The sequence below is a fragment of the Paenibacillus xylanexedens genome (genome assembly GCF_007676705.1).
GTDB lineage: Bacteria > Bacillota > Bacilli > Paenibacillales > Paenibacillaceae > Paenibacillus > Paenibacillus xylanexedens_C.
In genome coordinates this window covers 1,674,625-1,686,728 of sequence record NZ_VEBF01000001.1, presented here as the reverse complement: position 1 = coordinate 1,686,728, position 12,104 = coordinate 1,674,625, and the positions used below count along the sequence as shown (strand labels likewise).

10 protein-coding genes are annotated in these 12,104 nt (G+C 47.1%); 9 read left to right on the top strand and 1 reads right to left on the bottom strand.

From position 1 onward, the window contains the following. Positions 1-31 precede the first annotated feature (31 nt). Entirely contained in the window at positions 32-3,151 is a 3,120-nt protein-coding gene (locus FS628_RS07675) for a glycoside hydrolase family 2 TIM barrel-domain containing protein (protein WP_145320507.1), read from the bottom strand. Positions 3,152-3,244: 93 nt separating this feature from the next. Here FS628_RS07675 and FS628_RS07670 point away from each other — a divergent pair, with 93 nt between their 5' ends. The 9 genes from FS628_RS07670 to FS628_RS07630 all read left to right on the top strand — a co-directional run bounded on the left by FS628_RS07670 (position 3,245) and on the right by FS628_RS07630 (position 11,914). Next, positions 3,245-4,111, top strand: coding sequence for an AraC family transcriptional regulator (locus FS628_RS07670; RefSeq protein ID WP_260870954.1), 867 nt, complete (start codon positions 3,245-3,247; stop codon positions 4,109-4,111). 224 nt (positions 4,112-4,335) lie between these two features. Next, positions 4,336-5,271, top strand: coding sequence for a helix-turn-helix domain-containing protein (locus tag FS628_RS07665; RefSeq protein ID WP_145320503.1), 936 nt, complete (start codon positions 4,336-4,338; stop codon positions 5,269-5,271). A gap of 27 nt (positions 5,272-5,298) precedes the next feature. Next, a complete protein-coding gene (locus FS628_RS07660; protein ID WP_076216923.1) occupies positions 5,299-5,787 on the top strand; it encodes a DinB family protein in 489 nt (162 codons plus the stop codon). A 150-nt stretch (positions 5,788-5,937) separates the two neighbouring features. Continuing rightward, positions 5,938-7,872 carry an ABC transporter substrate-binding protein gene (locus FS628_RS07655; protein WP_145320501.1) on the top strand — a complete coding sequence of 645 codons (1,935 nt, stop codon included), beginning with the start codon at positions 5,938-5,940 and terminating at the stop codon, positions 7,870-7,872. Beyond that, the gene (locus tag FS628_RS07650; protein ID WP_145320499.1) at positions 7,869-8,864 is read left to right on the top strand and encodes a FecCD family ABC transporter permease; all 996 of its coding nucleotides are present in this window, start codon (positions 7,869-7,871) and stop codon (positions 8,862-8,864) included. The genes FS628_RS07655 and FS628_RS07650 overlap by 4 nt, the downstream gene beginning before the upstream one ends. Then, the gene (locus tag FS628_RS07645) at positions 8,864-9,877 is read left to right on the top strand and encodes a FecCD family ABC transporter permease (RefSeq protein WP_260870953.1); all 1,014 of its coding nucleotides are present in this window, start codon (positions 8,864-8,866) and stop codon (positions 9,875-9,877) included. Before FS628_RS07650 ends, FS628_RS07645 begins: the two co-directional genes overlap by 1 nt. Before the next feature lie 204 nt (positions 9,878-10,081). Then, positions 10,082-10,369 (top strand): hypothetical protein, encoded by a 288-nt coding sequence (locus tag FS628_RS07640; protein WP_091015368.1) that lies wholly within the window; start codon positions 10,082-10,084, stop codon positions 10,367-10,369. Positions 10,370-10,538: 169 nt separating this feature from the next. Beyond that, entirely contained in the window at positions 10,539-11,231 is a 693-nt protein-coding gene (locus FS628_RS07635) for a hypothetical protein (RefSeq protein WP_145320496.1), read from the top strand. A 122-nt stretch (positions 11,232-11,353) separates the two neighbouring features. Continuing rightward, positions 11,354-11,914, top strand: coding sequence for a GNAT family N-acetyltransferase (locus FS628_RS07630; RefSeq protein WP_260870951.1), 561 nt, complete (start codon positions 11,354-11,356; stop codon positions 11,912-11,914). The last annotated feature ends 190 nt before the right edge of the window (positions 11,915-12,104 follow it).

Here is a 12,104-nt window from a genome sequence, read left to right as displayed (position 1 = left end):
CCGGCATACTGCCAGCAGTGCTTGCTTGATATTACATAGGTCTTACTGTAAAGGTGAAGTGATACGCGCGATTGGCTGGCAAAGTGTATTCAGCGTGGGTACGTGCGCCCCAGCTGTCATCTCCACCGACACCCATTTGTTTGTAATTGATACGCGCCACAGTCTGTGTGCTCTGAGGTAATTTGTACACATGATCGTTTGCTTCCAATTCCTCAGGTGTCCACGGCAACGCATTGATTTCAAATGGTATGGTGGCTTCAACATGAAGGCCGAGCTGACCATCCGTTGACGTAATTTCAGCGAAGCGTACATCCGTTTTGTTACCACACTCTTGTGGTTTCAGATAAGGGACGAATTGATCACGAACCGCGCCTGTGTAATAGCCGAGACGTGCACTGGTTAGACGATCTGCATAATTGTCATGCGGCCCTCTGCCGTACCAAGAAATGGTATCCAAGCTGTTATTCAGTTGCAGCAGCATACCAAATTCCGGTAGATCAGGTAAGCCCACGCCTGGAATAAGGGTTTGACTGATTTCCAATACACCATCCGCATCAATTCGGTATGTGATGGACAGCGTACATCCCGGATGAGAATCCCACGTATAATCGGTCGTTACGAGAATGCCTTGCTCGTCTGCAAGGTGCTCAAAGCGAATTAATCTACTGGTAGCGTGAGCATCTCTCCAGAAGGCAGAGCGCTCGTTCAGGCGGTTCCCCATATCATTGTCTGTCATGGCTCTCCAGAAATTCGGCCGGACAGGTGCGAGCAATTGCTCCTGATTGTTAATCTGATAGGACGTGAGTGCGCCAGTAGCTGGATTGAAGCTCAACGTGACTTGGCCTGTAGCCACTTTCAATTCATTTTGTAGATCCTGTACCTGCGGCGCCTTGCCTTGCCCTTGGTTCACCGGTTGGATTGGACGCAAACGTGGAGATACCACGAACTGATCCCAGGCAATTTCATGACCTGTTCCTGCCCATTTGGTTGCAACTTTCGTAACCAGAGATACAGTCAGCAGCGCTTCCTTGAATAGATCGGACGATGACGTGTAAGGGATGCGGACTTCAGCCGATTCACCAGGAGGTACCGCGATATCCAACGAGCCGTTCTCTACGGATACGCCATCGTGTGTTACTGTCCATACGAGCGAATATTCGCTCAGATCTGTGAACAGGAACTGGTTTCGGATGCGCAGCAGGCCTTCTTTTACATCAATAGCTTGCATACGAACGTTTTGATAACATTTCTTCACTTCTTCAAGCTTCGGTGTAACTGTCTTATCCGCCAGAATCAGTCCGTTTCCGCAGAAATTGCCATCATGAGGAGATTCACCGAAATCGCCGCCATAAGCGAAATATTCTACACCGTCTGCCGTAGTGCTACGAATGGATTGATCAACCCAATCCCAAATGAAAGCACCTTGCAACACATCATATTTATCAAATAAATCCCAGTACAGATGCAGACCGCCGCAGGAGTTACCCATGGCATGGCTGTACTCGCAGATAATATAAGGCTTCTTGGGTCCCTGCATGCGAGCATAGTTCTCCACATTTTCAGGGCTGATATACATTGTGGATTCAATGTCGCTTGCCGAATCGGAAGGGCGATAATGGAAAGTCCCTTCATAATGAACGAGACGGGTTGGATCGACTTGTTTCAGATAATCGTACATGGCGATGAAGTTATCGCCGCCGAAGGACTCATTACCCAGAGACCAGATTATAACGGACGCATGGTTTTTGTCCCGCTGGAACATCGAGTTGCAGCGATCTATTACGTTGTTACGCCATTCAGGCTTACTCGCGGGAATGTTGTTCTCGTTCATTTCCTTTTGCCCGTAGTACCAGGTGCCGTGAGTCTCCAGATTCGTCTCGTCAATGACATACAGGCCATATTCATCACACAGTTCGTACCAGAGTGACTGATTCGGATAATGGGATGTGCGCACGGCGTTAACGTTATAGGACTTCATCAGCTCGATGTCACGGATCATGTCTTCCCGACTAATGGCTCGACCAGTGTCCGGTGAAAATTCATGACGATTCACGCCTTTGAACACAATGCGTTTGCCATTGATCTGCATCAGGCCGTCCTTCAGTTCAAACTTGCGGAATCCGATCCGGCTGCGAACAGCCTCCAGCGTTTCGCCCGATTCATTCTGAATGGAAAGCACGAGCGTATATAGATGAGGGGACTCGGCGCTCCATAAGAGCGGTTGGATAACCTCTGCTGACAAATTGAATGAAAGTTCATCCTCACCCTGGAAAGTAACGGCCGCAGTAAGGGGTTGCTTCAATACAGTCTGTTGCTGTGCATCATAGAGCTGTGCCTGAACGGATAATCCGGCAGTGGTCTGCGCGGCATTATGATTAAATAACTTCAAATCCAGCAATAGCTCAGCATCCTGGTAAGCGTCATCCAATTCGGTACGAACAAAGAAATCGGAAATCTGAACCGGCGAAGGTGAGTGCAGGTATACACCACGGAAGATGCCGCTTAACCGCCAGAAATCCTGATTCTCCAGCCAGCTCGCATCACACCAACGATATACCTCCACTGCCAGTTTGTTCTCACCTTCGGTCAGATACGGAGTGATATCAAATTCTGCCGGTGTGAACGTGTCTTCGCTATAACCGACGAGCTCCCCGTTGACCCATACATAGAAGGCGGATTCAACACCCTCAAAGTGCAGCAGGACAGGCCGGTCTTTCCAATCTGCAGGAACAGTAAACGTACGGATGTACGAACCCACCGGATTATAAGTTGTTGGTGCAAATGGTGGCTTCAATTCAGGCTCACGCTCGACCCACGGATACGTCATATTTGTATAGTGGGGATAATCGTAACCTTGCAGCTGCCAGTTGGAAGGAACGGCGATCTCGTCCCAGTCACTGGCATCATAGTTGTTCTCATAAAAGGATGTAATCCGTTGCTCCGGTGTCTCCGCAAAGGCAAACTTCCACGGACCATTCAGTGATTCGTACCAGGGTGATGCGTTGGATTCACTCGACAATGCTTCTGAGATGGATGGAAACGCTATCATAGAAGCGTGAGCCGGTAGACGGCCCAGTTGAAAAATCTCGGGATTGTTGTTCCATTCCGGGTAACCATTAGCCGGAGGGGTATGTATAAGTTTGTTTCGCATAACAGCAGCTCCTTCTGTAATGTTATAATATTGACATTATAGAATTGAATTGGGACATAGAGAATAAAGAATATTGCCCAAATATATCACAATATGAAACCAACGATGGAGAAAGTGGTGTGCTGGATGGATACTCGGATCTTTTTTGGTAAAACAGAAGAAGCTGCTCGCCTGCCGATCTATATGACCACAGTTGGTTACTGGGAACACCAATATGAAACCGAGCGTCCAGAAGGATTCCCGGATTATCAGATCCATCAGATTATTCATGGCCAGGGGAGGCTGATTATACAAGAAGACGAGTATATCGTCGGACCGGGTGACGTTTTCTTTCTGTATCCTGATGTTCCGCATCGATACATGCCCATAAGTGACCGCTGGGAGCTGGCATGGGTGTCGTTCCAGGGCAGAGAGGCCAGCCAGTTATTATCTTATGCGGGGATAACCGGTTCACGCGTATGCAGGCTTAGAAACCCCACACTGATGGAAGGATTGGAGCGACTTCTGGTTCGGGGGGAGAACACAGGCAATACGGCGTATGCAGATTACGATATTGAATGCTCCAAACAATTATATGCACTGCTATTAGATCTCAAGCCATTACTCATCGTATCTGCCAATTATAATGATGAACTGGAGCGCTTGAAGCCTGTGTTGCGTTACATCTCAGAGCATCTGGACCGTTCGCTGTCGCTGAAGGAGCTGGCCGAAGTGGCTGTCGTGTCTCCTCAATATCTGTGCAGGCTGTTTCAGAAGGCACTTCATACCAGACCTGTGTTTTACGTGAACCAGGAACGGATCAATCGGAGCAAACAACTCATGTTCAGTGAGAGAGAGCTGCGAATCTATGAAGTGGCTGATCGGGTGGGTTACGAGAACGCCAGTTATTTCTGTGCAATGTTCAAAAGACACACAGGCATTAGTCCGGAACGTTTTCGAAAATTGCATGGGCTGAGTTAAAAAAAATAGTAATTTTGATCTGTTATTCATCCCAATTTCAGTTTCCATTAAGGTTGTGAAGGTAAGATAAGTCTTGTAAACCCCTTCTCGTGTTAAATAGATGTGTGACTGGCCCTATCGGATTGTCCTCCGGTAGGGCACTTTTTTTTCTCCATTTGTTCGGTTGATGGTATGATAGATGAATACATAGCGTACAACAACTCTAGTGATCGGAGGGAAGAATTGTGGATCACAGCCTGCATCCGTTGTTTAAGCCTATTCAGATAAATGGGACATACCCTAACAGTTATTATGTTGAGAAAATACCTGCTGCCGGCTTGATGGCTTATGTGGCCTGTTATTGGGAATCGGGTTCTCTTCCGAACACGCATGCAGATGTTGCTTCGGGAGAAGGTCGAGAGCGATCGGTGATGACTGTCCCTTCCCGGGTATTGCCGGATGGTTGCACGGACATGCTGATAACATACGACCCGGTCTGTTCAGTACATTCCTATGCCTACTGCGGCAACTATACACAGCCCTTCGCTGTACCGGAGTCATCTGACGATGATGCTCCTGCTGGAGATTATACCTTTGGTGTGCGGTTCTTTCCGGGTGGGGCACATGTCTTCCATGGGATGCCTCTGGAATGGTTTACGGATAAGCGAATTGCACTTCAGGAATGTTGGCCCGAGAAGCTGAACGAGCTTCAGGAGCGGATGGCTGAAACGAATCGTTTTGCAGAACGAGTAGAGGTTATGGATGCGTACTTGAGTCCGTTGTCGGTGCAGGCAAGTACATATGAGAACGATCTGATGAAAAATGTGCTGCACCGCATCTTCAAGGATGGGGGACGTATGAGTGTACAGGAGCTTGCGATGCGTGAGGTGGTCAGTGAGCGGCAGCTGCATCGCAAGTTCTCCGAATGGATTGGAATCAGTCCCAAACGATTCAGTGAGGTGGTTCGTTTTCATCGTGTGCTGGGCAGCATTCATCAGGGGCATACGGCAGATTGGGCAATGCTCGCCCAGAATCATGGATTTTTTGACCAAGCCCATCTGATTCGGCAATTTCGCAAGTTTTATGGAGAGACTCCGTTGACAGCGGCCAGGGAGCATGGCAGAATGTTGTCCGATTTGTACAATAGATCGGTAGCACCTTCGGTTATACTGAAGTCGTGAGAATAAAAGATAAGGGAGACATCATATATGAATGGAACATTGCAGATTCGGGATCATTTGTTGAATGAATTGGAAACAGGCGTACGGACGGGGGCTTCGTTAATTCGCTTGATCCGTTCGGAGGATTGGTCTTATCGTCCACAGGAGAATATGCGTTCATTGGTGGAGTTAGTGCATCATTTTATCCAGATTACCGCATCCGATCTTGCCATCATGCAGGAAAAAGGTGAAGCTGAGGTTGGGTTGGTGGAGAATAGCTTGTCCGGGATTCAGGATATCGAGAAGTTGGAAGCAACGTTGTGGAGCAATTTCGAATCCTACAAAGCATATATCACGGGATTGAGCGAAGATGACTTTTTGAATCGTTCGACGAAAGCTTTCTATATGGAACATGGACATCTGCAGGTTCAATGGCAGATTGAAACGGTAACGCATGTATTCCATCACCGTTCGCAATTGTACAACTATCTTAAGCAGCAGGGACATGAATTGAACTTTTTCATGCTGTATGCCTAAAGCGTTTCAACGATAAGGGTGACACGATATGTGTCGCCTTTTTTGTTTTGCATGGATGTCTATCCCATTTGACAGATCACGATAAGCATCGCTATAATTGAGAATTATTATCATTTAAAACGAGCGGACGTATTTTAAAGGGGTTATGTAATGAATATAGACAGATATATTGAGCTATGGAATCAGGCTGGGGTTCAGGTCGTGGATGTTCAGCATCATCTGCTGCCATACGGACACGACTCCATAATACATGAAATGACGACCAGCGGACTGATCTACACGGTTCGTGGTGGTGGCTTGATTCATGTGGATTACAACCGGTACAGGACGGACCGCTATCATCTGATTCATGGCGGGAAAGGGAGCCTTCTGCAGATTGATGTAATCGAAGATCAGTTGGAGTATTATTTAATTTTGTATCGAGCACACATCTTGTTATCTGCTGGAACAACTGCTCGACTACTACCGGATGAGAGCCCGTTGTTAGAGAGTCAATACGACCTGAAGCCCATACACCCGGTGCTGTTACAAGATAAAATAAGTCAGCTTAGACAGATGTGGACATCTCCACACCGTTTACAGGAAATGCAGGTACGTTCCATCTTCTTGCAGATCATGATGGAGATTCTGGAACAGCTGCAGTCCGCACCAATATCGTCTGAACCCACTGATCTGGTGGCTCAGGCGATGAGCTATATTCAGGAACACTACCACCTTCCAATGACAATTGATTCATTGGCTGCCAAGCTGGAATGCAGTCCAAGACACCTGGGACGCTTGTTCCGCAATAGTGAGATTGGCCAGAGCCCATCGGATTATCTTGTGCAATTCCGGATGAGCAAAGCACGTGAATTGCTTGTGCAGACCGATCTTGCACTGAAGGATGTAGCGAGAAGCATCGGTTATGAGGATGTCTATCATTTTAGCCGTATGTTCAAAAAGTACTCTGGTTTATCTCCGATTCACTATCGTAATCAGTATCATCAACCGCCAACAGGTCTGAATACGACATCTGCTATGTCCGATATATCCATTGTTGAGTCGCTGATACCCCGTTATATTGATAATGGTTCTCAAAACAAACAAGTAAGCGGGGGTTCTTTCATGATGTACAATTGGTCCAGACGTTCAACGGTAATGATGCTGTTGCTGAGTTTTAGTCTTTTAATGAGTGCGTGCGCGAGTCCATCTCCATCCACCAATGCTCCGGCAGTATCAAGTGGAAGTGAACAGGCAACCGCAGATACTGCTTCTTCACGCACGATCAATCATGATCTGGGAAGCACGAAGGTACCGGTTGAGCCTACAAGGATCGTAGTGTTGGAACAAGGATTCACACAGACTCTTGCAGCGCTCGAAGTGAAGCCTGTTGGAGTTGCTGATGATAACAAACCTGAGCGTTTCCCCAAGGACACGCTTGCTTATATTGAGGGATACACCTCGGTGGGTACCCGTTCTGAGCCGAATCTGGAAGTGATTCGCACACTCAAACCGGATCTGATTATTGCGGATACGAGCCGTCATAGCAATGTCTATGATGAGTTGTCAGCCATTGCACCAACGATTGTGTTCAAGAATGATACAGCTAACTACGAGGATATCCTGGCGTCGACTCAGAACATTGGTGAAGCGTTGGGCAAATCCGAAGCTACAACCGCTATGCTGGAAGAGCATCAGAAGCGATTGAATGAATTGAAGCAAACGATCAATCCTCAGCAGTCAGTTCTGATCGTGGCTGCGGATGAAGATGAAACGCAATCGTTTCAGGTTCGGACGGATCAGGCCTTTCATTCTTCTTTCTTGTCTGCGGCAGGTCTGAATTATGCCCTGAAGGACGAGAAAGAGGTCAATCAATTGATGACGACAGAGCAGCTGCTCACCATGGATTCGGATCAGATGCTGATTCTGATTAATGAAGATGGGCCATCCGTGCTCGAAGGTCAGAAGGATAATCTGCTCTGGAATCAATTGAAGGCAGTACAGAATGGCAATGCACATGAAGTTGAGTTGGCAACATGGTCAAGACAACGCAGTATACCTGCACTGAACCATATTATGGATGAAGCGGCTGCATATTTTAAATGAAAAGAACGTTGACCGCGGCCTTGATTGGCATAATCGGATTGGTTGTGCTTTTGATGGGCTCGCTGATGATCGGTACTTCATGGATACCCTTATCCACTGTGCTGAATTATATGTTCGACTATTCTCCAACGGTCAAAGAACATGTCATTCTGCATATACTGCGAATGCCACGTGCCTTGGCTGTGCTGTGTATTGGCGCTAATCTGAGTATTGCTGGGTGCATTATGCAGGTGCTGACCCGTAATCCGCTTGCATCTCCGAGCATATTCGGGATCAATGCAGGTGCTTCCTTTATGATCGTCCTGTGCACGATTGTTTTCCCGACAGTTAGTGGCCTGACGCTGGCAGGCGCGGGCTTTGCAGGGGGATTGCTGACGGTGAGCATTGTCCTGTTGATGAGTTTTGCCATACGCGGAGGTCAAGCTGAAGTTCGGATGGCACTCATCGGTGTGGTGGTACAGGCATTGTTATCTTCATTTACGCAGGGACTGCTGATCTTTAATGAAGAGTCCGCTGGCAAAATCATTTTCTGGCTTGCAGGCTCAGCCGCCGGGGTCAAATGGGAAGAGATTAACCTTTTGCTAATATTCAGTCTGACGGGTCTCTTCATGGCTTTGTTAATTAGTAAATCCTTGTCTTTATTGAGCCTCGGCGAAGACATTGCCCGCGGACTCGGTCAGAAGATCTGGACGGTTCGGGTGGTTGGCAGTGTGATTGTCATCATTCTGGCAGGTATATCCGTGTCCGTTGTGGGGCCGATCGGATTCGTAGGATTAATCGTGCCACATATCACCCGCTATCTGTTGGGGACGGACTATCGGCTGCTGGTCCCGTTCTCCGCCTTATTCGGAGCGATTCTGTTAACTCTGGCAGATATTGCTTCCCGGTTTGTTCATTTTCCATCAGAGACACCAGTAGGCATCATCACGGCCCTGATTGGCGCGCCTTATTTCGTATATCTCGCAAGACGACAGAGCAGGAGTGTATCATGATGGGCATACCTAAGAATCGGAATCTTATGGTGATTATGGCGCTTGTCATTCTATTGGGCCTGTTCATGATGGCGAATATTCAGGCTGGAGCGGTAGGGATTAGCTGGCAGGAGATTTGGTTTTCTTTTATGGGTGAGGGAGATCCGGACCTATCTTATATTATTCTGAATTATCGACTCCCGCGTATTGTGCTGGCCATGCTTGTCGGTTGTGGTCTGGCTGTATCAGGTCTGGTCTCGCAGAGCATTCTTCGCAACCCGTTAGCGGCACCCGATACGTTGGGAATTTCGGCGGGAGCTGCGCTGGGAGCCGTATCTACGGTTCTGTTATTACCTGTAGAGATGCAAAGTGCATGGCTCACTTCACTGACTGCTTTTGCCGGAGGCGGCGCTGGGGCGCTGCTTGTGTATGGGTTCTCTTACCGAAATGGGGTAGATCCGGTCCGGCTGGCACTGGTTGGTGTAGCGGTTAGCGCTTGTGGGAGCACCTTGGTGCAACTGCTGATTACACAATCGTCGGCGAACATCAATACCGTCTTGCTCTGGCTCAACGGTTCATTGTGGGGACGTAACTGGGACCAGGTGTTCCAGTTGGCACCCATTATTGTTCTGGTTATTCCTGTAGTATGGATACTGGGCAAGGTCATGGATCTCTTCGGCCTGGGCGAACAGTCTGTCAAAGGTTTGGGTCTGCGCGTGGAGAGGATGCGTGCTGTACTGCTTCTGTTGGCCGTTCTTCTTGCTAGCGGTTCGGTGGCCGTGGTTGGTATGATTGGTTTCGTAGGTCTGGTCAGTCCACATATCGCTCGCCGCCTTGTATCAGGAGGACATCGGTATTATGTGCCTGTTGCCGGACTCATAGGGGCAATCATGATGTTATTGGGGGATTATATTGGACGTGTGCTGGCACCGCCACTGGAGTTCCCCGTCGGGCTGGTAACATCCGTCATCGGCGCACCGTACTTTCTATTTTTGTTATGGCACGAATATCGGACCAAAAGTAGACGGGATTAGAATATCGCTTGCTATTCATAGGGTCTCGCATTTTATAGGCTGTACTGGCTCCGTCGGACTGTTCCGATGGGGCTTTTTTGCGTACACTTGTCTATCAATCTACGAAGTCTATTAAAAATGGACGTTATAACACGGTCGTTTCACCGTGGCTTTACTAGTTTTCCAACATAGAATACCGTATCAAAGCAAAAGGAGGTGATTTCAATGGCCATCCTTTTACCACAACAGTTTTACAATTTGGCAGCAGGCGTGGGCAAATCCTACTATGAGAATTTGGCTGGGGGCACTAATGCCAGCATCACGGTTAACAACTTTGGTCCGTTTGCAGTCGAATTGGTTGTTACTCGCGTGAATGCACCTGTCATCACGTATTTAATTCCTGCCGGCAACAGCCTTACACTGTCTGTACACTTGCTGCTCGTAGCTGCCTTATTGACTAGTGCAGCTGGTGCTTCAACAGGTACGATTCAAGTGGCAACATCTGATTTCTAATTGTTGTTACGGGTCTAATTGACCCCTGCCGGACATGTTGTCGGCAGGGGTCTTTCTTTTTTTAGTAGAACCTTCTGGATTGAAAGTGATATTATACTAGAGTCTTTATTAATTAATAGGTTGTTATAAAAATGGATTTCTTGTACAGCGAGAAAGAAAGGAAGATTAGATGTTGAGAAGAATGTTCATCTGTATGTTAGGGGTAACCTTCGGATGGTCTGTAATCCTGTCACCACATGTTGCTCAGGCGGCGACTGAGATGACCACCCTGGAGTATGGCAATGGGGCTACATATTATGGAGAGACCAAAAATGGAAAACCTCACGGGAATGGAACCATGACCTGGGGGAAAACCAAAACTTACAAAGGAAGCTGGACACAGGGCAAACGTTCAGGACATGGTGTTTATAAAGTTATAACACGCGGTGAGGACAGAATTACAGAGTCCAAGTATGATGGGAACTGGAAGAATGACAAGAAGGATGGTAAAGGTAAACTTCAGGTTAATGAAATAGCGTTGACTGGAGAAATGTTGGAATCACGAATCCAAACGGGGACATTTGCAAAAGATCAGTGGATCGCAGGCTATGATATACGAAATGGAGAATATGATCCGCCATATTATTTTGCTTACAAAGATTCGAAAATGAGTTTTAAAATCTTGGGGTATGCCGGAGACATTTGGAATGATTTGAAGAATGGTTATATATTCTCGTTTACATATCAGAAGGGAAAAGTGTATAAAAGTGTTGGTGTTGGAGATGAGTATAACCCCAAACAGTTTAGTTCCTTTATAAAAAGTGTAGAAAAAGAGATCAAGCCTCACATCAATCAATTTGAGAAATTGGCTAAGCAATTATAAGTGTCATTAGAAGGAATGAACATGAACAGATTATGAACTTTGTTTACCGTGATGGTTATTCGATTAATTTAAGGTATAGGCGGCACGCAGACTTGTGTTGGCATACAGGAGGTTAGTCGATGATGAACAGAACCATTTTATTTGAAACCGAACGGCTGGAATGTGCGACGTGGAACGAAGGGGATCGTGCGCTGGCGTTTGCGCTGTGGGGCGATCATGAGATTTCGAAGTGGATTAGCAGCAAGGGATTTCTAAGCGAAGATGAAGTAGAAGCGAGATTAACACAGGAGATTCAAAGACAGAAGGAAGCGGGGGTGCAATATTGGCCCCTTTTTGAGAAAGAGTCCGAGGTGTTTGTGGGCTGTTGTGGCCTGCGTCCGTATTCTTCAGAAAAGAATATGTATGAACTGGGATTCCATCTAACCCGGGATCACTGGGGCAAAGGGTATGCCCAGGAAGCAGCGCGTGCGGTGATTGCGTATGCCTTTGATGAAATGAAGGCGAAGGCACTGTTTGCGGAGCATCATCCGGATAATGAAGTGTCACGACACATCTTGATCAAGCTCGGATTCGAATACACAGGTGACGAACAGTATGAACCGACAGGATTAATGCATCCGTCCTATGTGCTGAAAAAAACCGTAAATATGCTTCGAACAGGGACAGGCCATAGGCTATCCTAATGAAGTGAATTCATTTATATGAGAATGTGGTCTACGGTATATCAACCTGGTTTTCATGCTTTTTTTATTTCGCTTTCAGCTTCTATTAAGGTAGCAGAGATATGATAATTCTTGTAAACCCCTTCTCGTGTTAAATAGATGTGTGACTGACCCTGCCGGGCGCCGGTAGGGTATTTTTTTGTTTTATTTT

Excerpts from the sequence above, each read along its gene's own strand:
- FS628_RS07675 (WP_145320507.1), bottom strand. The coding sequence starts at position 3,151 with ATGCGAAACAAACTTATACATACCCCTCCGGCTAATGGTTACCCGGAA.
- FS628_RS07670 (WP_260870954.1), top strand. The coding sequence starts at position 3,245 with ATGAAACCAACGATGGAGAAAGTGGTGTGCTGGATGGATACTCGGATC.
- FS628_RS07660 (WP_076216923.1), top strand. The coding sequence starts at position 5,299 with ATGAATGGAACATTGCAGATTCGGGATCATTTGTTGAATGAATTGGAA.
- FS628_RS07655 (WP_145320501.1), top strand. The coding sequence starts at position 5,938 with ATGAATATAGACAGATATATTGAGCTATGGAATCAGGCTGGGGTTCAG.
- FS628_RS07650 (WP_145320499.1), top strand. The coding sequence starts at position 7,869 with ATGAAAAGAACGTTGACCGCGGCCTTGATTGGCATAATCGGATTGGTT.
- FS628_RS07645 (WP_260870953.1), top strand. The coding sequence starts at position 8,864 with ATGGGCATACCTAAGAATCGGAATCTTATGGTGATTATGGCGCTTGTC.
- FS628_RS07640 (WP_091015368.1), top strand. The coding sequence starts at position 10,082 with ATGGCCATCCTTTTACCACAACAGTTTTACAATTTGGCAGCAGGCGTG.
- FS628_RS07635 (WP_145320496.1), top strand. The coding sequence starts at position 10,539 with ATGTTGAGAAGAATGTTCATCTGTATGTTAGGGGTAACCTTCGGATGG.
- FS628_RS07630 (WP_260870951.1), top strand. The coding sequence starts at position 11,354 with ATGAACAGAACCATTTTATTTGAAACCGAACGGCTGGAATGTGCGACG.